General features: G+C 61.4%; 20 protein-coding genes. 11 read left to right on the top strand and 9 right to left on the bottom strand.

Going from position 1 to position 23,425, the window contains the following annotated elements; genetic code table 11:
• Positions 1–192 precede the first annotated feature (192 nt).
• The 8 genes from glpD to ABFB52_RS23525 all read left to right on the top strand — a co-directional run bounded on the left by glpD (position 193) and on the right by ABFB52_RS23525 (position 8,980).
• A complete protein-coding gene (gene glpD, locus ABFB52_RS23490; protein ID WP_085745277.1) occupies positions 193–1,731 on the top strand; it encodes a glycerol-3-phosphate dehydrogenase in 1,539 nt (512 codons plus the stop codon).
• Positions 1,732–2,069: 338 nt separating this feature from the next.
• Positions 2,070–2,984 carry a glutamate/aspartate ABC transporter substrate-binding protein gene (locus ABFB52_RS23495; protein WP_039765825.1) on the top strand — a complete coding sequence of 305 codons (915 nt, stop codon included), beginning with the start codon at positions 2,070–2,072 and terminating at the stop codon, positions 2,982–2,984.
• A gap of 194 nt (positions 2,985–3,178) precedes the next feature.
• On the top strand, positions 3,179–3,925 hold the full coding sequence (locus ABFB52_RS23500) for an amino acid ABC transporter permease (RefSeq protein ID WP_085745278.1): 747 nt from the start codon (positions 3,179–3,181) through the stop codon (positions 3,923–3,925).
• On the top strand, positions 3,925–4,596 hold the full coding sequence (locus ABFB52_RS23505) for an ABC transporter permease subunit (RefSeq protein ID WP_007953172.1): 672 nt from the start codon (positions 3,925–3,927) through the stop codon (positions 4,594–4,596). Before ABFB52_RS23500 ends, ABFB52_RS23505 begins: the two co-directional genes overlap by 1 nt.
• Positions 4,593–5,327 carry an amino acid ABC transporter ATP-binding protein gene (locus tag ABFB52_RS23510; RefSeq protein WP_007953170.1) on the top strand — a complete coding sequence of 245 codons (735 nt, stop codon included), beginning with the start codon at positions 4,593–4,595 and terminating at the stop codon, positions 5,325–5,327. The genes ABFB52_RS23505 and ABFB52_RS23510 overlap by 4 nt, the downstream gene beginning before the upstream one ends.
• Before the next feature lie 64 nt (positions 5,328–5,391).
• Positions 5,392–7,305, top strand: a complete 1,914-nt coding sequence (locus tag ABFB52_RS23515; protein WP_102718078.1) for a sensor histidine kinase — start codon at positions 5,392–5,394, stop codon at positions 7,303–7,305.
• On the top strand, positions 7,302–8,630 hold the full coding sequence (locus ABFB52_RS23520) for a sigma-54 dependent transcriptional regulator (RefSeq protein ID WP_129973288.1): 1,329 nt from the start codon (positions 7,302–7,304) through the stop codon (positions 8,628–8,630). Before ABFB52_RS23515 ends, ABFB52_RS23520 begins: the two co-directional genes overlap by 4 nt.
• Positions 8,631–8,650: 20 nt before the next feature.
• Positions 8,651–8,980, top strand: a complete 330-nt coding sequence (locus ABFB52_RS23525; protein ID WP_162831789.1) for a GlpM family protein — start codon at positions 8,651–8,653, stop codon at positions 8,978–8,980.
• Position 8,981: 1 nt separating this feature from the next.
• On the opposite strand, the gene ABFB52_RS23530 is transcribed toward ABFB52_RS23525, so the two are convergent.
• Positions 8,982–10,016, bottom strand: coding sequence for an alpha/beta hydrolase (locus ABFB52_RS23530; protein ID WP_129973287.1), 1,035 nt, complete (start codon positions 10,014–10,016; stop codon positions 8,982–8,984).
• 130 nt (positions 10,017–10,146) lie between these two features.
• On the bottom strand, positions 10,147–12,459 hold the full coding sequence (gene metE, locus ABFB52_RS23535; protein WP_085745282.1) for a 5-methyltetrahydropteroyltriglutamate--homocysteine S-methyltransferase: 2,313 nt from the start codon (positions 12,457–12,459) through the stop codon (positions 10,147–10,149).
• Positions 12,460–12,570: 111 nt separating this feature from the next.
• On the opposite strand from metE, the gene metR reads away from it, so the two are divergent.
• Positions 12,571–13,488: a transcriptional regulator MetR gene (gene metR, locus ABFB52_RS23540; RefSeq protein ID WP_007953158.1), complete on the top strand. Its 918-nt coding sequence runs from the start codon at positions 12,571–12,573 to the stop codon at positions 13,486–13,488.
• Here metR and ABFB52_RS23545 read toward each other — a convergent pair.
• The 5 genes from ABFB52_RS23545 to ABFB52_RS23565 all read right to left on the bottom strand — a co-directional run bounded on the left by ABFB52_RS23545 (position 13,472) and on the right by ABFB52_RS23565 (position 17,596).
• Entirely contained in the window at positions 13,472–14,002 is a 531-nt protein-coding gene (locus ABFB52_RS23545) for a GNAT family N-acetyltransferase (RefSeq protein WP_129973286.1), read from the bottom strand. The genes metR and ABFB52_RS23545 overlap by 17 nt on opposite strands.
• 2 nt (positions 14,003–14,004) lie before the next feature.
• Positions 14,005–14,643, bottom strand: a complete 639-nt coding sequence (locus ABFB52_RS23550; protein WP_102687195.1) for a LysE family translocator — start codon at positions 14,641–14,643, stop codon at positions 14,005–14,007.
• 23 nt (positions 14,644–14,666) lie between these two features.
• Positions 14,667–15,092, bottom strand: coding sequence for an NUDIX domain-containing protein (locus ABFB52_RS23555; RefSeq protein WP_085745285.1), 426 nt, complete (start codon positions 15,090–15,092; stop codon positions 14,667–14,669).
• Positions 15,093–15,168: 76 nt separating this feature from the next.
• Entirely contained in the window at positions 15,169–16,494 is a 1,326-nt protein-coding gene (locus ABFB52_RS23560; protein ID WP_129973285.1) for an APC family permease, read from the bottom strand.
• 280 nt (positions 16,495–16,774) lie between these two features.
• Entirely contained in the window at positions 16,775–17,596 is an 822-nt protein-coding gene (locus tag ABFB52_RS23565; RefSeq protein WP_129974316.1) for a carbon-nitrogen hydrolase family protein, read from the bottom strand.
• 125 nt (positions 17,597–17,721) lie between these two features.
• Here ABFB52_RS23565 and ABFB52_RS23570 point away from each other — a divergent pair, with 125 nt between their 5' ends.
• On the top strand, positions 17,722–18,522 hold the full coding sequence (locus ABFB52_RS23570) for a LuxR C-terminal-related transcriptional regulator (protein WP_011335770.1): 801 nt from the start codon (positions 17,722–17,724) through the stop codon (positions 18,520–18,522).
• A 35-nt stretch (positions 18,523–18,557) separates the two neighbouring features.
• Entirely contained in the window at positions 18,558–20,177 is a 1,620-nt protein-coding gene (locus ABFB52_RS23575) for an FMN-binding glutamate synthase family protein (protein ID WP_064383868.1), read from the top strand.
• An 11-nt stretch (positions 20,178–20,188) separates the two neighbouring features.
• On the opposite strand, the gene ABFB52_RS23580 is transcribed toward ABFB52_RS23575, so the two are convergent.
• Positions 20,189–21,694 (bottom strand): glucosyltransferase domain-containing protein, encoded by a 1,506-nt coding sequence (locus ABFB52_RS23580; RefSeq protein ID WP_129974317.1) that lies wholly within the window; start codon positions 21,692–21,694, stop codon positions 20,189–20,191.
• Positions 21,695–21,865: 171 nt separating this feature from the next.
• Positions 21,866–23,287 carry an amino acid permease gene (locus tag ABFB52_RS23585; RefSeq protein WP_102687191.1) on the bottom strand — a complete coding sequence of 474 codons (1,422 nt, stop codon included), beginning with the start codon at positions 23,285–23,287 and terminating at the stop codon, positions 21,866–21,868.
• Positions 23,288–23,425 lie beyond the last annotated feature (138 nt).

Consider the following 23,425-nt stretch of genomic DNA (forward strand, 5'->3'; position numbering starts at 1 on the left):
TCAGCTCTGCGTGCAACGATCAGTGCTCTAACGCGCATCTTATGTTCGAAAATTTTCTTTTACCCGTCCTTCGATGAGTTTTTTCAATCGAAGTCGACTGGCTGCGCGCGTCTTTATGGGCTACCATTTTCGCAAATGAACATTCATGTTCGATTTCCAAGACAGAAAATCAAAAGAGCCCGAGGCCAGCCGATGTCCACATCTACCTTGCGTACGCCCCCTATCTCCGAGATCTACGACATCGCCGTCATCGGCGGCGGGATCAATGGCGTGGGGATCGCAGCGGATGCCGCCGGTCGCGGTCTTTCGGTGTTCCTTTGCGAAAAGGACGATCTGGCCAGCCACACCTCGTCGGCCAGCAGCAAGCTGATCCACGGTGGCCTGCGCTACCTCGAACATTACGAATTCCGTCTGGTGCGCGAAGCCCTGGCCGAACGCGAAGTGCTGCTGGCCAAGGCCCCGCACATCGTCAAACCGATGCGCTTCGTGCTGCCGCACCGCCCGCACCTGCGTCCGGCGTGGATGATCCGTGCGGGCCTGTTCCTTTATGACCACCTCGGCAAGCGCGAAAAACTCGCAGGCTCGAAAAGCCTGAAGTTCGGCGCCGACAGCGCACTGAAAAGTGAAATCAGCAAAGGCTTCGAATACTCCGACTGCTGGGTCGACGACGCCCGCCTCGTGGTTCTGAACGCCATGGCCGCCCGCGAGAAAGGCGCGCACATTCACACCCAGACCCGTTGCGTCAGCGCCCGCCGCGCCAAGGGCCTGTGGCACCTGAACCTGGAACGCGCCGACGGCAGCCTGTTTTCGATCACCGCCAAAGCGCTGGTGAACGCCGCCGGCCCGTGGGTCGCCAAGTTCATCCGTGACGACCTGAAGATGGAGTCGCCGTACGGCATCCGTCTGATCCAGGGCAGCCACATCATCGTGCCGAAACTGTACGAAGGCGATCACGCGCACATCCTGCAAAACGAAGATCAGCGCATCGTTTTCACCATTCCGTACCTGAACAACCTGACCCTGATCGGCACCACCGACCGCGAATACACCGGCGATCCGGCCAAAGTGGCGATCACCGACGGCGAAACCGATTACCTGCTGAAAGTGGTTAACGCCCACTTCAAGAAGCAGATCAGCCGTGACGACATCCTTCACACCTACTCGGGCGTACGTCCGCTGTGCAACGACGAGTCCGACAACCCTTCGGCCGTGACCCGCGACTACACCCTGGCGCTGTCCGGCAGCACCGAAGAAGCGCCGCTGCTGTCGGTGTTCGGCGGCAAGCTGACCACCTATCGCAAGCTCGCCGAGTCAGCGATGGCGCAGCTGATGCCGTACTTCACCCAGATGCGCCCGAGCTGGACGGCCACCGCCACCCTGCCCGGCGGCGAGGACATGACCACGCCACAGGCCCTGAGCGCGCTGATCCGCGACAAGTTTGACTTCGTGCCGACCGAAATTGCACGCCGCTGGGCCACCACCTACGGCAGCCGCACCTGGCGCATGCTCGAAGGCGTCGACACCCTGGCCGACATGGGTGAACACATCGGTGGCGGGCTCTACACCCGTGAAGTCGATTACCTGTGCACTGAAGAGTGGGCCACCACGGCGCACGACATCCTGTGGCGTCGCAGCAAACTGGGCCTGTTCACCACGTCGAACGAGCAAGAGCGATTGGCGGCATACCTGAACAAGGTCGAGCAGAACCGCAGCAAGATCGAAGCGGCCTGATTCGTTAGTCGCCGAACAAAAAGCCCCTGAATCGAAAGATTCAGGGGCTTTTGCATTCAGGCTAAAACAAGGCGCAACGAGGACGTTCGGTTTTCCGAACGCGACCTGACGGTCAATTCGGTTAACCGGATCAGATTGACGAAAAAACACCATCACAAAACTTTAATAACGTTATAAATCAATGAATTAACCTGCACCGACTGGTCTGGCACGACTCATGCTCTACACTCCTTCGACGAATGCCTGTTGCGCCAACACAACAGGAGCCGTCAGGCATTCGAAGTACAAAGGGCCCGCTCAACCGGCTCCATAAAAAAAACAATGTCGAGGAAAATTTGATGCGCATCGTTCCCCATATCCTGGGCGCAGCCATTGCTGCCGCTCTGATCAGCACACCAGTTTTCGCTGCCGAACTCACCGGCACCCTTAAGAAGATCAAAGAGTCCGGCGTCATCACCCTGGGCCACCGTGACGCTTCCATTCCTTTCTCCTACATCGCTGACGCTTCCGGCAAGCCGGTCGGCTACTCCCACGATATCCAGCTGGCCATCGTCGAAGCGATCAAGAAAGACCTTGACCTGCCAAACCTGCAGGTCAAATACAACCTCGTCACTTCGCAAACCCGTATCCCGCTGGTGCAGAACGGCACCGTGGACGTCGAGTGCGGCTCCACCACCAACAACGTCGAGCGTCAGCAACAGGTCGACTTCTCCGTCGGCATCTTCGAAATCGGTACCCGTCTGCTGTCCAAGGCTGACTCCAAGTACAAGGATTTCGACGATCTGAAAGGCAAGAACGTCGTGACCACCGCCGGCACCACTTCCGAGCGCATCCTCAAGGCGATGAACGCCGACAAGCAGATGGGCATGAACGTGATTTCCGCCAAGGACCACGGTGAATCCTTCCAGATGCTGGAATCGGGTCGTGCCGTTGCGTTCATGATGGACGACGCCCTGCTGGCCGGCGAAGCCGCCAAAGCCAAGAAAGCCTCCGACTGGGCCGTGACCGGCACGCCACAGTCGTACGAAATCTATGGCTGCATGATGCGCAAAGGCGACGCGCCGTTCAAAAAGGCTGTCGACGACGCCATCAAGGCGACCTACGCCTCGGGCGAGATCAACAAGATCTACGAAAAATGGTTCATGCAGCCGATTCCGCCAAAAGGCCTGAACCTGAACTTCCCGATGAGCGACGAGCTCAAGGCCCTGATCGCCAATCCGACCGACAAAGCGGCTGACGACAAGAAATCCTGATTTCTGACTAACCTTATCCCCTGAGGAGGCGCCTGCCTTTTCAGGGGATGGTCACTCCCTGCTGGCATTTATTGGAAACACTCGAACCGGTGGCTGTCGAGCCGATCGCGTGTGCCTGATTTTCACAATCAGGGCGGGAACGGAGCTTCCCCAGGCGGGCACTTGTACATCGATCGAATCGAGGGGAGACCCTAATGAATTACAACTGGGACTGGGGCGTGTTCTTCAAGTCCACCGGCGTGGGCAGCGAGACTTATCTCGACTGGTTCATTTCCGGTCTGGGCTGGACCATCGCCATCGCCATCGTGGCCTGGATCATCGCCCTGATACTCGGCTCGCTGCTGGGCATCATGCGCACCGTGCCGAACCGCATCGTGTCGGGCATCGCGACCTGCTACGTCGAACTGTTCCGTAACGTGCCGCTGCTGGTTCAGCTGTTCATCTGGTACTTCCTGGTGCCCGATCTGCTGCCGCCGGATCTGCAGGAGTGGTACAAGCAGGACCTGAACCCAACCACCTCGGCCTACCTGAGCGTTGTCGTGTGCCTGGGCCTGTTCACCGCCGCCCGGGTCTGCGAACAGGTTCGCACCGGTATCCAGGCGCTGCCACGGGGCCAGGAATCCGCCGCCCGCGCCATGGGTTTCAAGCTGCCGCAGATCTACTGGAACGTGCTGCTGCCCCAGGCCTACCGGATCATCATTCCGCCGCTCACCTCGGAATTCCTGAACGTGTTCAAGAACTCCTCCGTAGCGTCCCTGATCGGTCTGATGGAGCTGCTGGCGCAAACCAAACAGACCGCCGAGTTCTCGGCCAACCTGTTTGAAGCCTTCACCCTGGCGACCCTGATCTATTTCACCCTCAACATGAGCCTGATGCTGCTGATGCGCATGGTCGAGAAGAAAGTCGCCGTGCCCGGCCTGATCTCCGTGGGGGGTAAATAATGGAATTCGATTTCAGTGGCATCGTTCCGGCCATTCCCGGCCTGTGGAACGGCATGCTGATGACCCTCAAGCTGATGGCGCTGGGCGTGGTCGGCGGGATCATCCTCGGCACCATCCTCGCGTTGATGCGCCTGTCCCACAGCAAACTGCTGTCGAGCATCGCCGGTGCCTACGTCAACTATTTCCGTTCGATCCCGCTGCTGCTGGTGATCACCTGGTTCTACCTGGCAGTGCCGTTCGTGCTGCGCTGGATCACCGGCGAAGACACTCCGATCGGCGCGTTCACCTCGTGCATCGTGGCGTTCATGATGTTCGAAGCGGCGTACTTCTGCGAAATCGTCCGGGCCGGCGTGCAGTCGATTCCGAAAGGCCAGATGGGCGCGGCGCAGGCACTGGGCATGACCTACGGCCAGATGATGCGCCTGATCATCCTGCCCCAGGCGTTCCGCAAGATGACCCCTCTGCTGCTGCAGCAGAGCATCATCCTGTTCCAGGACACCTCGCTGGTCTACACCGTGGGCCTGGTGGACTTCCTCAACGCCTCGCGCGCCAGTGGCGACATCATTGGCCGCTCGAATGAGTTCCTGATCTTCGCAGGTCTCGTGTACTTCACCATCAGCTTTGCCGCCTCGGTGCTGGTCAAGCGTCTGCAAAAAAGGTTCGCCGTATGATCTCTATCAAGAACATCAACAAGTGGTATGGGGACTTCCAGGTGCTGACCGATTGCAGCACCGAGGTCAAAAAGGGTGAAGTGATCGTGGTCTGCGGCCCGTCCGGTTCGGGCAAGTCGACCCTGATCAAGTGCGTCAACGCACTGGAGCCGTTCCAGAAAGGCGACATCGTGGTCGACGGCACATCGATAGCCGATCCGAAGACCAACCTGCCGAAACTGCGCTCGCGCGTCGGCATGGTGTTCCAGCACTTCGAACTGTTCCCGCACCTGACCATCACCGAAAACCTGACCATTGCGCAGATCAAGGTGCTGGGCCGCAGCAAGGAGGAAGCCACCAAGAAAGGTCTGCAACTGCTCGAACGTGTCGGCCTGTCGGCTCACGCCCACAAGCATCCGGGCCAGTTGTCCGGCGGTCAGCAACAGCGCGTGGCGATTGCCCGTGCGCTGGCGATGGACCCGATCGTCATGCTGTTCGACGAACCGACCTCGGCACTGGACCCGGAAATGGTCAACGAAGTGCTCGACGTGATGGTGCAACTGGCCCACGAAGGCATGACCATGATGTGCGTGACCCACGAAATGGGCTTCGCCCGTAAAGTGGCCGACCGCGTGATCTTCATGGACGCCGGCAAGATCATCGAAGACTGCAAGAAAGAAGAGTTCTTTGGCGACATCAGCCAACGCTCCGAACGCGCGCAGCATTTCCTCGAGAAAATCCTGCAGCATTAAAAACGGCTGCATTCCCCGACATCCTCTGTCGGGGAATGCAGGTGGTTGACCCAAGGCATCTGTGATGAAATGCGACCCCACTCTCTATCGCGCCACGCCGCCATCACTTGCCGTGAAACCCCGTCTGATCCGCCACCTGTTCCTGCCGCCGCTGGTCATCGCCCTGATGATCGGACTGGGTTACATCGGCTTCTGGACCAGCGAACATTTCGGCATCCGCAGCCTCGGCGAAAACGGCCAGCGCCAGCTGGAACTGCACGCCCGCGCGGTCGAAAGCGAGATCAGCAAATACACCTACCTGCCCAGCCTGCTGGAACTCGAATCGAGCGTTTCGCAGTTGCTGGACGACCCGACCCCGGAACACCGGCAAACGGTCAACGATTACCTTGAAGGCCTGAACCGGCGCAGCCGCAGTCGGGCCATCTACGTCATGGACACCACCGGCCGCGTCATGGCGACCAGCAACTGGCGCGACGTCGACAGCTACCTCGGTGAAGACCTGTCGTTCCGCGCCTACTTCCAGAACGCCATTCGCGGCCAGCCCGGACGTTTCTACGGGATCGGCAGCACCAACGGCGAACCCGGTTATTACCTGGCCCACGGCCTCGAAGAACACGGCAAGATCATCGGCGTCGCGGTGGTCAAGGTACGCCTGGAAGCCATGGAAGAACGCTGGCAACGGGCGCGCCTCGAAGCATTCGTCAGTGATGAAAACGGCATCATCATTCTGTCCAGCGATCCGGCCCGGCGCCTCAAATCGGTGATACCGCTGAGCGACGAGACCAAGGAAAAACTCGCCCGCAGCCTGCAGTACTACTGGTTCCCGCTGAACGAGCTGCAACCGCTGGCCCGGGAAACCCTGTCCGAAGGCGTGGAAAAACTCACTTTCCCGGCCAACAGCGAGGTGCCGAGCCAACAGGATGGCGATGAAGAAAACATCAGCTACCTGGCGCAAACCCGGCCGTTGAGCGATACCCCGTGGAATTTCACCCTGCTCACGCCGTTGCAGGATCTGCGGCGCGAGGCGATCAATCAGGGGATTCTGGTGGCCGTGGCGTTTGCCCTGGTGGCGTTCCTGCTGATCGCCTGGAACGAGCGGCGCAAGGTCATCGCCACCCGCCTCGCCGCCCGCGAAGCCTTGCAGGAAGCCAACAATCAACTGGAGCGTCGGATTACCGAACGCACCGCCGACCTGCGCGCCAGCAACGACCGGCTCAAGAGCCAGATCCGCGAACGACGTCAGGCCGAAGAAACCTTGCGTCGCGCCCAGGACGAACTGGTGCAGGCCGGCAAACTCGCGGCCATCGGCCAGATGTCCACCAGCATCGCCCACGAACTGAACCAGCCGCTGGCGGCGATGCGCACGCTGTCGGGCAACACCATTCGCTTCCTTGAACGCGGCCAGCTGGATGTCGCCAGCACCAACCTCAAGACCATCAACGACCTGATCGACCGCATGGGCCGGATCACCGCCAGCCTGCGCTCCTTCGCCCGGCGCGGTGACGACAAGGGCCGCGCCAGCCTCGGCAAAGCGGTGGATGCCGCGCTGCAAGTGCTCGGCGCCCGTGTCGAAAGCGCTTCCCTGCAACTGCATCGCCAGTTCGACGATGTGCAGGTGCAGATCGACCAGACGCGTCTGGAGCAGATTCTGGTCAACCTGATCGGCAACGCCCTCGACGCCATGCAGGCGCAACCGCTGCCGGAGCTGTGGCTCGAAGGTGAAGAATTCAACGGCAAATATCGCCTGCGGGTGCGCGACAACGGTCACGGCATCGACGCCGAAGCGCGCAAGCACCTGTTCGAACCGTTCTTCACCACCAAACCCGGCGAACAGGGCCTGGGCCTCGGCCTGACCCTGTCGGCCAGCCTCGCCGCCGCCACCGGCGGGCATCTGGGTGTCGAACACCCGGCCAGCGGTGGTACCACTTTCGTCCTCAGTTTACCGTTGGTAAGCCCTACTCCTGCCGAGCCAATATGAACAACGACCTCAGTGTATTGATCGTCGAAGACGACCCCCATGTCCTGCTCGGCTGCCAGCAGGCGCTGACGCTGGAAGACATTCCCTGCATCGGCGTCGGCAGTGCCGAAGAAGCGCTGGAGCAGGTCGGTGACAACTTCGCCGGGATCGTCATCAGCGACATTCGCCTGCCGGGCATCGACGGCCTGGAGCTGCTGACCCGGCTCAAGCAACGCGACCGCAGCCTGCCGGTGGTGCTGATTACCGGGCATGGCGACATCTCCATGGCGGTCGGCGCGATGCAGAAAGGCGCCTACGACTTCATGGAAAAACCGTTCTCCCCTGAACGACTGGTGGACGTGGCCCGCCGAGCCCTCGAACAGCGCAGCCTGAATCGCGAAGTCTCGTCCTTGCGCCGGCAACTGGCCGAACGCGATTCCCTTGAAGGTCGGATCATCGGCCGTTCGCCCGCCATGCAGAACCTGCGCGAGCTGATCGCCAACGTCGCCGACACCTCGGCCAACGTGCTGATCGAAGGCGAAACCGGCACCGGCAAGGAACTGGTCGCCCGTTGTCTGCATGATTTCAGCCGCCGTCACAGCAAACAGTTCGTCGCGCTGAACTGCGGCGGGCTGCCGGAAAACCTGTTCGAAAGCGAAATCTTCGGTCACGAGGCCAACGCCTTCACCGGCGCCGGCAAGCGGCGGATCGGCAAGATCGAGCATGCAGACGGCGGCACCCTGTTCCTCGATGAAGTGGAAAGCATGCCGCTGCCGTTGCAGATCAAACTGCTGCGGGTGTTGCAGGAGCGCACCCTCGAACGCCTCGGCTCGAACCAAAGTGTGGCGGTGGATTGCCGGGTGATCGCGGCCACCAAGTCCGACCTCGACGAATCAAGCAAGGCCGGGGAATTTCGCAGCGACTTGTACTACCGCCTCAATGTGGTGACGCTGGAACTGCCGCCCCTGCGCGAGCGCCGCGAAGACATCCTGCAACTGTTCGAACACTTCACCCAGCAATCGGCCCTGCGTTTCGACCGCGCGCTGCCGGAGCTGGACAACCAGACTCTGTCGAGCCTGATGAGCCACGACTGGCCGGGCAACGTACGCGAACTGCGCAACGTCGCCGAGCGCTTTGCCTTGGGCTTGCCGGCGTTCAAGAAAACCGGCGCAGGGAACGCAGGTCAGGGTCTGGCCTTTGCCGAAGCGGTGGAAGCGTTCGAACGCAACCTGCTCAGCGACGCCCTGCAACGCACCGGCGGCAACCTGACCCAGGCCAGCCTGGAACTGGGCATGGCCAAGACCACGCTGTTCGACAAAGTGAAAAAATACGGCCTGAGCCATTAAGCGAGAACGATGTGGATCTGATTTTCAAGGCAATGCTCGGTGCGGCAGTGGTGGTGATCCTCGCCATGCTGGCCAAGACCAAAAACTACTACATCGCAGGGCTGGTGCCGCTGTTCCCGACCTTCGCCCTGATCGCCCACTACATCGTCGGCAAGGGCCGTTCGATCGACGACCTGAAGACCACCATCGTCTTCGGCATGTGGTCGATCATTCCGTACTTCGTGTATCTGGCGACGCTGTACGTGATGGTCGACCGCATGCGCCTCGAAGCTTCGCTGGCTGTCGCGGCGGTGGCGTGGCTGATGGCGGCGACAGTGCTGGTGTCGGTGTGGGTCCGACTGCACGCCTGAGTCAGAGCAGGTTGTGTTCCGCCACCGGTTCGATCTGCGCCCAGTGCGACGTGTCTTCGCGATGCTCGCGCAGATACGGCAACACCGCCGCCAGCAACGGCTCCTTGAACGCTTCCTGAAAACGGTGCGCCAGCCCCGGAATCAACCGCAGCTGACTGCCACGAATATGCGCCGCCAGGTGCACGCCGTGCATCACCGGCAGCAGCGGATCCGCCGTGCCATGCACCACCAGGGTCGGCACCCGCAACTGGTTGAGCAATGCCACCCGGCTCGGCTCGGCGAGGATCGCCATGATCTGGCGCTTCACGCCTTCTGGATTGAACGCCCGGTCATAGGACTGCGCCGCTTGATGCAGCAACGCCTGCCGATCATCGTTGACTGAAGGACTGCCCAGCGCCGCCAGCAGATCGGCCTGTTGCTCCAGCGCAATCTGGCGATTGGGCGCGCCGCGCCGTGACAACAATTGCACCAGCGCCGCGCGCGGCGCCGGCAACCCTTCGGCCCCGGAGCTGGTCATGATCAGTGTCAGGCTTTCAACCCGTTGCGGCGCCATCGCGGCCATGTGCTGGGCGATCATCCCGCCCATGCTCGCGCCGAGCACGTGGAACTGCTCAACGTGCAACGCATCCATCAGGCCCAGCGCATCGTCGGCCATGTCGGTCAGGCTGTAAGGCGCCGCCACCGGCAGGCCGAGTTTGTAGCGCAGCACTTCAAAGGTCAGGTTGGCTTCCACGGGCGTCTGGCGCCAGGTCGACAGGCCGACATCGCGGTTGTCATAACGGATCACCCGAAAGCCTTGCTGACACAGCGCGACCACCACTTCATCCGGCCAGTGGATCAACTGCCCGCCCAGCCCCATCACCAGCAACAGCGCCGGATCCGACGCACGGCCAATGCTCTGGTACGCCAGGCTCACCTGCTGCAGATCGACCCGTTCGGTCGGTACATTGACGTCGCAACGCGACGCCGCATTGGACGCCGGAACGAAAAAAACCGCGGCCAACAACGCCGCGATTGCAAAAAATCCCTTGAACATGAAAAACACCGAAACGCAGAACCCCAGTAGAGCGCGAGTCTGATGAAGTTTGTTCAAGCGCGCTGCCACAGTTCGATGACAGTTTGATGAAGAGTGCCGAGCGGTCGACACTCTTCATCCGGTGCTGCCGTTACGCCAACTGACTGCGCAACTGCCGCGCCGCTGCCACCATGTTCACCAGCGCCGCTTCGGTCTCGGGCCAGGCGCGGGTTTTCAGGCCGCAGTCCGGGTTGACCCACAGACGCTGCGCCGGGATGCGCTTCACGGCTTTGCTCATCAACTTGACCATCTCGGCAGTGTCCGGCACCCGCGGCGAGTGGATGTCGTAAACACCCGGGCCGATGTCGTTCGGGTAGTCGAACGCTTCGAAGGCTTCGAGCAATTCCATGTCCGAGCGCGAGGTTTCGATGGTGATGACGTCGGCGTCCATGTCGGCGATCGCCTTGATCACGTCATTGAATTCGCTGTAGCACATGTGGGTGTGGATCTGGGTTTCATCCTTCACGCCCGAGGCTGTCAGACGGAACGCTTCCACCGCCCAGTCGAGGTATTCCTGCCATTGTTCACGGCGCAGCGGCAGGCCTTCACGGAACGCGGCTTCGTCGATCTGCACGATCTTGATTCCGGCGTTTTCCAGATCCACCACTTCGTCCCGCAGGGCCAGCGCCAGTTGTTGCGCCTGGACTTTGCGCGACACATCTTCACGGGGGAACGACCACATCAGCATGGTCACGGGACCGGTCAGCATGCCTTTCATCACCTTGTCCGTCAGGCTCTGGGCGTAGGTGATCCAGTCAACGGTCATGGCGTTCGGACGGCTGAGGTCGCCGTAGATCACCGCCGGTTTGACGCAACGGGAACCGTAGCTCTGGACCCAGCCGAAGCGGGTGAACAGGTAGCCGTCGAGCTGCTCGGCGAAGTACTCGACCATGTCGTTGCGCTCGGCTTCACCGTGCACCAGTACATCCAGCCCCAGACGTTCCTGCACCTGTACCGCGTGGCGGATTTCGCTGCGCATGGCGTCGTGGTAATCGTTGGCCGACAGCTTGCCCTGCTTGAACGCCTGACGGGCCAGACGAATCGAGCCGGTCTGCGGGAACGAACCGATGGTGGTGGTCGGGAACGTCGGCAATTTCAGACGCGCCTGCTGTGCGGCGATGCGCTTGGCGAACGGCGAATGACGCTGGCTGTCGCTGGCATTGATCGCCTCGATCCGCGCCTGCACGGCGGCCTTGTGAATACGCGGTGAACGGGCGCGACTTTCTTGAATCGCGCGGCTTTCGGCCAGTGCGCTTTGCACTTTCGGCGCTTGCGGGTCGTTCAGCGCATCACGCAAAACCGAGATTTCGCTGCACTTCTGCACGGCGAATGCCAGCCAGCTTTTCAGTTCCGGATCGAGCTTGTCTTCACGCTCGACATCCACCGGGCTGTGCAGCAACGAGCAGGAACTGCTGACCCACAGGTTGTCGCCAAAACGCTCCTGCGCCGGTTGCAGTTGTGCCAGCGCCTGCTCCAGTTCGCAGCGCCAGACGTTGCGACCGTTGACCAGACCCACCGAAAGAATCTTGTAGGTCGGCAGGCGATCGAGCACCTGACCCAGTTGATCCGGTGCACGCACGGCGTCGATATGCAGACCTTGCACCGGCAGGCCGACGGCCAGACCGAGGTTGTCTTGCAGACCGCTGAAATAGGTCGCCACCAGTTTCTTCAGCGGCGAGTACTGAAGGATGTGATAGGCGCGTTCGAAGGCGCTTTTCCAGGCTTGCGGCAGGTCGAGGGTGAGGATCGGCTCATCGATCTGCACCCACTCCACGCCCTGTGCGGCGAGGCGACCGAGGATTTCGTTGTACACCGGCAACAGGCGCTCAAGCAGATCAAGCTTGTCGAAGTCGTTGCCTTTCGCCTTGCCCAGCCACAGGTAAGTCAGCGGGCCGATGATCACCGGTTTGACGTTGTGACCGAGGGCTTTGGCTTCTTCGACTTCATCGAACAACTGCTCCCAGCTCAGCTTGAATTGCTGGCCTGCGCTGAATTCCGGGACCAGGTAGTGGTAGTTGGTATCGAACCACTTGGTCAGCTCTTGTGCGTACTGAGTCTTGCCGTGCTCGCCGCCACAGCAGGACGACGTGGCGCCACGGGCCATGGCGAACAGGGTGTCGAGGGTCGGCAGGCCGCGCTCGTCACGCACACCGTCGAAGCGCTCGGGGATCACACCGAAGGTCAGCGAGTGGGTCAGCACCTGGTCGTACCAGGCGAAGTCGCCGACCGGCAGCAGGTCGATGCCGGCATCCTTCTGCAGTTGCCAGTGTCTGGCACGCAGCTCGCGGCCGACCTGATTCAGGGCGGCCTGATCGAGATCGCCTTTCCAACAGGCTTCGAGGGCTTTTTTCAGTTCACGGTCGGCGCCGATGCGCGGGAAACCCAGGGTGTGTGCCACGGCCATGTCGAGTGTTCTCCATTGCGTAAAAGATGGCGCCATTGTCGACAGCCAGGGCAACATGAGACAAACTCAACCTTTTCGTGTTGATCACAAATTTTTCTCATGGAGCCTGCGGTGCTTGAGATCCGTCACCTGAAAACCCTGCATGCCCTGCGCGAAGCCGACAGCCTGGTCGATGCAGCCGACCGCCTGCACCTGACCCAGTCGGCGCTGTCCCACCAGTTCAAGGAACTGGAAGAGCGCATGGGCATGCCATTGTTCGTGCGCAAGACCAAACCGGTGCGCTTCACCAGCGCCGGCCTGCGCCTTCTGCAACTGGCCGACGCGACCCTGCCGCTGCTGCGCGCCGCCGAGCGTGATATCGGGCGTCTGGCCGGGGGCACCGCCGGGCGTCTGCACATGGCGATCGAATGCCACAGCTGCTTCCAGTGGCTGATGCCGACCATCGACCAGTTCCGCGATGCGTGGCCGGAAGTCGAACTCGACCTCGCTTCGGGTTTCTCGTTTGCCCCGCTGCCGGCTCTGGCCCGGGGTGATCTGGATCTGGTGGTGACGTCCGACCCGCTGGAAATCGCCGGCATCACCTACGTGCCGCTGTTCACCTACGAGGCGATGTTGGCGGTCGCCAACCAGCACGCACTGGCAAGCAAACCGTACATCGTCCCCGAAGACCTGCTGACCGAAACCCTGATCACTTATCCGGTGGAACGTGACCGCCTCGATATCTTCACCCGCTTCCTCGAACCGGCCGACATCGAGCCGGCGCAGGTGCGCACCTCGGAACTGACGGTGATGATGATGCAACTGGTGGCCAGCGGTCGTGGCGTGTGCGGCATGCCGCACTGGGCGCTGCATGAATACAGCTCGCGCGGTTACGTGAAGGGCAAGCGGCTGGGCGAGAAAGGTCTGTTCGCGACGCTGTACGCGGCGATCCGCGCCGACATGCTGGACGCGCCGTACATGCGCGATTTCCTGCTGACGGCCAAGGACACTTCGTTCTCGACCCTGGATGGGGTCAGCGCGGTTCGTTGAGGCTGGCGGTCGGCACAGAAGGCGGGCACCACATGTGGATCTTGTCGAAGTAGTCCTCGCCGACCCGCACCGCCATCGGCTCCAGGCCGAACTGGATGAAGCCGCAGCGCTGGTACAGCTGGAACGCCGCATCATTGCCGGCGGTGACGGTCAATTGAATGACTTTCAGCGCAGGATGCTGCTGTGCTTCACCCAGCACCGCTTCCATCAATTTCAGCCCCAGCCCGCGCTGACGAAAGTCGGCGGACACATACATGCCGAAGACCGTTGCCTTGTGCCGGGCCTTTTCCCGAGGCTCGAACGCCAGGCCGACGATGCCCGCCAGCCGGCCGTCTTCGAACGCGCCGAACACCGCGTCGAACTTGCTGGTCAGGCGTGATTCCCACCAGCTCAAAGGCATTACCGCGCGCTCGCGCACGCTGGAGGTGAACGCCTGCGGATGCCGGTCATAGGCTTCCAGCATCAGTTCGCGATAAGCCAGTGCATGACTGGCGTCCAGCCGTTCGATCCACATGTTCAGGCGGCCTTGCGCTGTTCAAGCATCAGCCGCACGGCCAGGCCGCCCAGCACGAAGCCCATGAAATAACGCTGCGCCGCCAGCCAGGTCGGGTTGTTGACGAACCACGACGCGATGCCAGCGGCGAACAGCGCGATCAGCAGGTTGACGCAGAAGCTGACGCTGATCTGGGTCAGGCCGAGGATGATGCTCTGGGTGAACACCGAGCCATGCTCTGGCGAAATGAATTGCGGAAATACCGAGAGGTAGAACACCGCGATTTTCGGGTTCAGCGCGCTGGTGAGAAAGCCCATGGTGATCAGTTTGCGCGACGAATCCGCCGGCAGTTGCTGCGCCTCGAATGGCGAACGGGCGCCGGGTTTCACCGCCTGCCAGGCCAGCCACAGCAGGTACAGCGCACCGGCCCACTTCAACACTTCATAGGCCATCGGCACCGCGAGAAACACCGCGGTCAAACCGGCGGCTGCCGCGAACAGATGCACAAAGAAACCCGCCACCACGCCGAGCAGCGAGGTCACCCCGGCACGGCGTCCCTGACAGATCGACCGCGAGATCAGGTAGATCATGTTCGGCCCCGGCGTCAGTACCATCAGCAGTGCAGCGGCGGCAAAAATCAGCAGGTCTTGAAGCGGGATCATGACGAAGTCCTTTACACGAATGATCAGGCGATCGCGGTCAGCGAGGCTCGATAAAACGGCAGGATCAGGTCACGTGTCAATGGGGCGAGAATTACATTGCCGTCGGTGGCCGGGTCGATCCAGATCACCTCTTCGATCTCGGCAGCCGGCAACACTTGAGCATCGATGGTCAACTGAAAGATCTCGGCCTGCACGACGAATCCCGGCTCGTTGGCGGCGGGCGCCGAGAACTGGCCGAGAAAGCTCGCCTGCGCCGGATCGATCACCAGCCCAAGCTCTTCTTCCAGCTCACGGGCCAATGCATGCACCGGCAGTTCATGCGGTTCGATCTTGCCGCCCGGTTGCATGAACGCCGTAGTGCCGCGCTTGCGCACCAGCAGGGTCTGGCCGTCGGGGTTGAGCAGCAATGCGGCAGCAATGCGAATGATGGAATTATTTGTGGTCGACATGAACGGAAAGCCTTTGACTCAAAAAACGGCAAGCATCACACGCCCGCCGTTCATGAGCAAAGACTCGGCCGGAACCTCAGGTCGCTTCCTGGAAATCCATCTCCGGCGGCTGCCGGCGGAAACCACCCGTAAGCACCGCCAGGTACACCACGCCAATCGCCAGCCAGCTCAGGCCCAGATACACCGCCAGGTGATCGAGGCTGACCATCAGCCACAAGTCCGCCGCCAGGCCGATGAACGGAAAGATCAGGAACAGGATCAACTCGCGCAGGCCTTTTTTCTCGCCGCCGATCCAATAGTGAAAAATCACCGACAGGTTGACCAGGCTGAACGCCAGGAACGCGCCGAAGTTGATGAACGAGGTCGAGGTGGTCACGTCGAGTTTCAGCGCCAGCAAGGCCACCACCGCACACAGCAGGATGCTGTTGACCGGGGTGCCGAAGCGCTCGTGCAAGGTGCCGAAGAATGACTTGGGCAGAACACCGTCACGGCCCATCGCAAACAGCAGCCGCGAACCGCTGGCCTGCGCCGACAGGCCCGAGGCGAACTGGCCGACGATCAGGCCGATCAGGAAGATCGACACGAACAGGTCGCCGCCGATGTTGCGCGCAATTTCGTAGGCCGCCGAGTCGACGCTGTCGAACTGGAACGAGGGGTGGGCGATCTGTACGAAGTACGAGACACCGACAAAAATCAGCCCGCCGATCAGGGTGATCAACATGATTGCCCGAGGGATGGTGCGGCGCGGATCGCGGGTTTCTTCGGTCAAGGTGCTGACCGCATCGAAGCCGAGAAACGAGTAGCAGGCAATGGCCGCGCCGCTCATGATCAGCGGCATCTGCATGTCGCCGTTGAAGAACGGTTTGATCGACCACAGCGGCGTGCTGGCATCGCCGCCAACGTAATGCACGCACAACGCGACGAAGGCGATCAGCACCAGGAACTGCACCAGCATCAGCAAGGCGTTGATGCCGTTGGCCAGTTTCAGGCCGATGATGTTGATCGCGCTGGTGATGCCGATGAATGCCAGTACCCAGACCCACTGGGGGATCGACGGGAAGGCCGAAGCCAGGTACGCGGCGCCGATCAGCCAGATCGCCATCGGCAGAAACAGATAATCGAGCAGCACCGCCCAACCGGCGATGAAGCCGAGTTTCGGGCTGATGGCCTTGCGCACGTAGCTGTAGGCCGAGCCGGCCACCGGGTACGCGGCGGCCATTCGGCCATAACTCATGGCGGTGAAGAACATCGCCACCAGCGCCGCCAGATACGCGGCGGGCACCATGCCGGCGGTGGACTGGGCGAGGATGCCGAACGTGCCGAGGACAATGATCGGCGTCATGTAGGCGATGCCGAACAGCACCACCGGCCCTAGCGAAAGGGTGCGTTGCAAACGAGCCATGGGCGACTTACTCCGGATTTTATTGGATTTATGGCAGAGGCCGAGTTCGGCGAATGTTTCGGGTGTTGCTTGTTTTTTTGTTCGACTGGAGATCCTTACCCCCTCACCCCAGCCCTCCCGAAACGTCGGACCGCCCCCAAGGGGGCGAGGGGGAAAGGGAGCCGATCTCCATGCTTTTCAAGACCTGAGTTCACTCGGAATTTCAGGTCGACGTAACTTGAGCGAGCACCTCGGTCAGTCCCCTCTCCCTCCGGGAGAGGGTTAGGGTGAGGGCAGCGGCTCAACGGGCAGGAATCAAAAGCTCCCGAACGCCACAGTCCCGCTCCACCACCTCCCCCGGCAACCTCAACCGCTGATCATCCAGATACCGATAATCCTTGCGCGCCAGCTCCAGCTGAGCGAAATCCAGCTCGACACTGAACTGCCCTTCCTCACGCCCGGCCTCGAACAGCACCGTGCCCAGCGGGTCCACCAGCGCACTGCCGCCGGCAAACATCAACCCGTCATCCCCGGCTTCCACACGGTTGACCATCAGCGCAAACGCCTGGTTTTCCTGAGCCCGGGCCATGATCGCGGTACGGTGGGTCGGACCGTATGGGTCCATGTTGCCGTTGGTCACGATCAGCAATTCGGCGCCCAGTTGCGCCAGGGCCCGGGCCGATTCCGGGAATTCGATGTCGTAGCAGATCAGCAGACCGACCCGCACGCCGTTCCACAGGCACGTGGCGTAACGGTCACCGGCCTCGAACACACCGCGATCCGAGGCCCAGAGGTGGGTCTTGCGGTATTTCAGGGCGATGCCTTCGGGGGTAATCAGCAGCGTGGTGTTGTAGAAGCGGCCGTTGTCGTTCTCGGCCATGCCGATCACCACGGCGAGGTTGCGTTCACGGGCGGCGACCTGCACGGCGCTGACGGTCGGGCCGTCCAGCGGTTCGGCGATCTGCGCCACGGTGTCGGCGGTCGGGAAGCCCATCAGGTGGGTCTCGGGGAACACGATCAATTGCGTGTCGACGGCGCAGGCCGCAATCGCCGCGAGGGCGCGTTCGAGGTTGTACGCCGTGTCTTTGTCACGGCCCGCCAGCTGGGCGAGTTCGACTTTCATGGGGAGTCCTTGTTATGAGCGCCGGGCGCCGAAAGATTGCCCGGCGGCTGTCTGTGGGCCAGTATGCTTCGCATTCGACCGGCCAGGGAATTACGCGGCCGGGGTAACCCGATAGGGGTAGAGGCATGACTCTTTCGTTTGACGACATCACCTGGCACCGCGCCGTCGGGCAGTTGATCGACGCCCTCGACAAGCCGAACTTCTGGGCGCAACTGGTGCGCCTGCTTGACCAGTACGTGCCGTTCGATAGCTGGGTGGCGCTGCTGTTCAGCGCCGACCGCCACCCGCAGGTGTTCGCCGAATGCCCCGGCGCCGACGGCAGTCCCGACCAGCTGTTTCAGGATTATCTGCGCGGTCTTTATCTGCTCGACCCGTTCTACATCGCCTGCCGTGAGCAGTCGCGCACCGGTTTGTATCGCCTGTCGGAGGTCGCGCCGGAGCACTTCGAACTGACCGAGTATTACCAGCGATACTTTCGTCTGAATGTGGTGGCCGACGAAATCCAGTTCAATTGCCAACTCGAAGGCGACCGCACGTTGTGCCTGTCGCTGGGCAGCCAGCAACGCTTCACCGGCGAGCAGATTGCCCTGCTGTCGCTGATCCAGCCGTGGGTGCTCGGCCTGTTGCGCCAGCGCCTGCCCTATGAAATCAACGAAACCGTGGCATTGGCCCCGGCGCCTGCGCAACCGGACTGGCGGGTACAGCTCGAAGCATCGGTGCAGCAACTCAAGGGCGCGCAACTGACCGCCCGGGAACTGGACGTCGGGCGCCTGATGCTCAGCGGTTGCTCCAGTAAAGAAATCGCCCGTAAGCTGGAAATCTCTGTTGAAACCGTGAAAGTCCATAAGAAACACATGTACAGCAAGCTGGGGATCAAATCCCAGTCGGAGCTGTTTTCGATCTTTCTGCAGGCGCAGAACGCCTGACTGCCGCAAAAAACCGTCCGAACCAAGGAAACCGTATGAGCCTGTCACTCCTGAGCCGCTACGCCTTCTTTGCCGTCTGCGTGATTTTCACCCTCGCCAGCCTGCCCTTTCTCGAACACGACTGGCTGTGGCCGATCACCGCCGTTACCGGCGTATTGAGCCTGATCGGTCTGTTCGACCTGATGCAGAGCCCGCACGCGGTGCGCCGCAATTATCCGATCCTCGGCAACATCCGTTATCTGGTCGAAGGCATCCGCCCGGAGATCCGCCAGTACCTGCTCGAATCCGACAGCGACGCCCTGCCCTTCTCCCGCGCCCAGCGTTCGCTGGTGTACTCGCGAGCGAAGAATGAAACCGCCGACAAACCGTTCGGCACCCTGATCGACGTCTATCAATCCGGTTTCGAATTCATCGGCCACTCGATGCGCCCGGCGCCGTTGAGCGACCCGAGCAGTTTCCGCGTCACCGTCGGCGGCCCGCAGTGCACCCAGCCGTACTCGGCGTCGGTGTTCAACATCTCGGCCATGAGCTTTGGCTCGCTCAGCGCCAACGCGATCCGCGCGCTGAACCAGGGTGCCAAACTCGGCAATTTCGCCCACGACACCGGCGAAGGCAGCATCAGCCCCTATCACCGCGAACACGGCGGCGACCTGACCTGGGAACTGGGTAGCGGCTACTTCGGCTGCCGCACCAGCGACGGCCGCTTCGACCCGGAACGCTTCGCCGCCCAGGCGCAGACTCCGCAAGTGCGGATGATCGAAATCAAGATGAGCCAGGGTGCCAAACCCGGCCACGGCGGGATTCTGCCCAAGCACAAGGTCACCCAGGAAATCGCCGACACCCGCGGCATCCTGATGGGCGAAGACTGCATCTCGCCGTCGCGGCACAGCGCGTTTTCCACGCCGATCGAGATGATGCATTTCATCCAGCAACTGCGTGAACTGTCCGGCGGCAAACCGGTGGGCTTCAAGTTCTGCCTCGGCCATCCGTGGGAGTTCATGGGCATCGCCAAGGCCATGCTGGAAACCGGCATCCTGCCGGACTTCATCGTGGTCGATGGCAAGGAAGGCGGCACCGGCGCCGCGCCGGTGGAGTTCACCGACCACATCGGCGTGCCGATGCGCGAAGGCCTGCTGTTCGTGCACAACACCCTCGTCGGCCTGAACCTGCGGGACAAGATCAAGCTCGGCGCCAGCGGCAAGATCGTCAGCGCCTTCGACATCGCCAGCGTGCTGGCCATCGGCGCCGACTGGGCCAACTCGGCGCGCGGCTTCATGTTCGCCATCGGCTGCATCCAGTCACAAAGCTGCCACACCAACAAATGCCCGACCGGCGTCGCCACCCAGGACACCCTGCGCCAGCGCGCGCTGGTGGTGCCGGACAAAGCCCAGCGGGTCTACAACTTCCACCGCAATACGCTCAAGGCCCTGGCGGAAATGCTCGCCGCCGCCGGACTCGATCATCCGTCGCAACTGTCGGCCAAGCATCTGGTGCGGCGCATGTCGGCGACCGAAATCAAACTGTTCTCGCAGTTGCACGTGTTCCTGAAACCGGGGGAATTGCTCACCGGGGAAGTGAACGGCGAGTTCTATTCGCGGATGTGGCAGATGGCGCGGGCGGACAGTTTCGAACCGCAGGAAATCGCGGCGGCCTAGACTCTGAACGGTCACCATTGCAGCAAGCGGCCGTGGGGCGGTTCCTTCATCACGATGAAGCCGTAGTCGCCAATCAGGTAGAGGCGGTAATAGAGGCTGTCCACCAAAGGTGGATAGCCCATCAGACCGACGTGGGTCGCGTTGCGCCGTTCGCGCTCGGCGACCACGTTGGTGATGCCGGCCGAGGGCAGGTTTTCGGCGAGCATGAAGTAATCGATGTTCAGCAGATAGTGCAGCACCGGCAACTGTTTGAACGTACCCACCGTTCCCGCCAGCCAGCGATCGGAGTACGTCACCGAGATATATATCCGTTTGGCTTCGCGCAGCTCGCGATGAGATGAAATGTCGTGGCTCAGGCTGTAGAGCGCACTGCTGGCGAAGGTTTTCTCCATCGTCAGCACCCGGCCATAAGCGAAGGACAGCGACAGCGTGGCCAGAAGCGGAATCGCCAACACCAAAGGCAACCGTTGATGCAGCGGCATCAACCCCAGCCAGGCCAGATAGAACAGCAACATCAGCAGCACACCGAATCCCATCAGGGTGCGCGCGCCTTCGTTGAAGTCGCGAAACAGCAGCGTCATGCCCGGCACCAGCAGCACAATCAACGGCAACGCCAGCAGACAGCTGAAGCTCAAGAGCAAACCCTTGGCGCGGGACATGCTGCGCTCGCGAATCTGCCGCCCCAACTGCACGGCGCCGAACACGGCGCACAGCACCAGCACAATAAAAATCGCCGTGTAGCCGCAGTGAAACAGCAGCGCAACTTTCTCTATCACCCGACCGATATTGATGCCGATCTGCAGCAACGGATCAGCGCTCGCATTCAGCAACTGCGTGCGCCCGTGGTCCGTGAACGGATAGGCCGTGACGCTGTAGATCGACACCGCCAGCAGCAGCTGCGCCAGCCTCCAGCCTGACTGGCACCAGAGCGCTGACCACGGCATTCGCCCGTGAACATTCCTGAGCAATTCAAGGCAACACAGCCCGAGAAACACATTGAGGCTGATCTGATACAACCCGATCGCCAGCGCCAGCAACGCCGACGGCACCAGCCATCGCTGAATGCGCGAAGCGCCGCAAAACGTGATCGCGTAAATCACCGCGACCAGACTCAGGGCCATGCCGGCCCCGTCGTATTGATAGGACAGGTTCTGCAACAGAAACGGGTTGTACCAGATCGGCAACGGCACCAGACAACAGGCCAGCGTCGGTTCGGGAAAATAGTGGAAGGTCAGCCGGGTCAAAGCGAACGACATCGCTACGGCGGCAAGCAACAGCGGCAGAGGAAAAATATTCGGCGCAGCGTCGGTGAAGGTCAGCGCCTGATACAACCAGTCCATGAACAACCGCCCCTGCCCGGCCCAAGCGTTGCCGGCGGCCAGCGTGCGCCAGTTATCGTCGATGTAGGGGAAGTCGGCAAGAATCAGCGGCAGGATGTACAGCAGCGTGGCGAGCAGGAAGAACAGCACGACCTGACGGCGGCCGAGTTCTCGTACGAGAAAATCGCTCATCCTCATACCTGCGCCTCTGTTCACGGCTGCGCTGGAAACAACGTAGCTAAACCTTCGAACATGACTCTGGATCAGAAGTCGTTTTTTGCGGCGCTTTCAGACCAGCGGCATCAACCTCGCACCCACGAAAAAGCCCCGGACTTTCGACCGGGGCTTTCGAGTTTCAGCAACAACGAATTACGAAGCCGAACGCACCGCGCCCTGGGACGCATCGCTTGGTTGCAGCTTGAACACGTAGAACAAAACGGTCAGCAGCACCAGGAACGCCGGGCCTACATAAAGTGCCACGCGAGTGTCCGGGAAGTACGCCATCAGACCGACTACCAGCACCAGGAACGCCAGCGCCAGATACGAGCTGATCGGGAACAGCCACATCTTGTACTTCAGGCCGGCCCGTTCAGTGGCGCTCAGGCCTTTGCGGAATTTCAGCTGGGCCAGCAGGATCATCACCCAGGTCCAGATCGCGCCGAAGGTGGCAATCGAGGTCACCCAGACGAAGACTTTTTCAGGCACCAGATAGTTGAGCAGCACGCCCAGCAGCAGCGCGAAGATCGACAGCAGCAATGCGCGACGCGGTACACCGTTGCTCGAGGTGCGAGCGAAACCGGCCGGCGCCTGGCCGTTCTGCGCCAGGCTGTAGAGCATGCGTCCGGTGCTGAAGATGCCGCCATTGCACGACGACAGCGCTGCGGTAATCACCACGAAGTTGATGATGCCGGCGGCGGTCTTGATGCCCAGACGTTCAAAGGTCATCACGAACGGACTGCCCTGGGTGCCGATTTCATTCCACGGGTAGATCGACAGGATCACGAACAGCGCGCCGACGTAGAACAGCAGGATCCGCCAGAACACCGAGCCGATCGCATTCGGGATGGTCTTCTGCGGGTTCTTCGCTTCACCGGCGGTCAGGCCGATCATTTCCACGCCGAGGTAGGCGAACATCACCATCTGCAGCGACATCAACACGCCCGTCACGCCGTTGGGCATGAAGCCGCCGTGGGCCCACAGGTTGGAAATCCCCAGCGCCACGCCGTCGTTGCCGAAACCGAAAGCAATGATGCCGATGCCGCCAAGCACCATGGCAATGATGGTGACGATCTTGATCAGGGCGAACCAGAACTCGAATTCACCGAAGGCCTTCACCGCGATCAGGTTGATCGAGCCCATGCTGACCAGCGCCGCCAGCGCCCAGATCCAGCGCGGGACATCGGGGAACCAGATGCCCATGTAGACCGCCACCGCGGTGATTTCGGCGACGCAGGTCACCAGCCACAGGAACCAGTAGTTCCAGCCGGTGAGAAAGCCCGCCAGCGGGCCGAGATAATCCTGTGCGTAACGGCTGAAGGAGCCGGCGACCGGGTTGTGTACGGCCATTTCGCCGAGGGCGCGCATGATCACCAGGATCGCCAGACCGCCGATGATGTAAGACAGCATGATCGCCGGGCCGGCCATTTCGATGGCCTTGGCCGAACCGAGAAACAGACCGACACCGATGCAGGCGCCGAGCGCCATCAGGCGAATATGCCGTTCACCGAGTTCGCGTTTGAGCGGACCGCCTTGAGCGGTTTCGCCATGGGGCGGGTGATTGCCGACTGGCATGGGGGACTTCCTCGTCTTGTTATTGGATGTGACCACCGAGTGTTCAAGCGTCGGCCGATAAGCCTGCGCCTGGGTAAATACCGGCCCTGCTTCGTGGGCAGAACCGTCCCGCAGAAGCAACCTGCGGGATCAGCGGGG

This window comes from Pseudomonas sp. 9.2(2024), from assembly GCF_039695385.1.
GTDB lineage: Bacteria > Pseudomonadota > Gammaproteobacteria > Pseudomonadales > Pseudomonadaceae > Aquipseudomonas > Aquipseudomonas paraglycinae.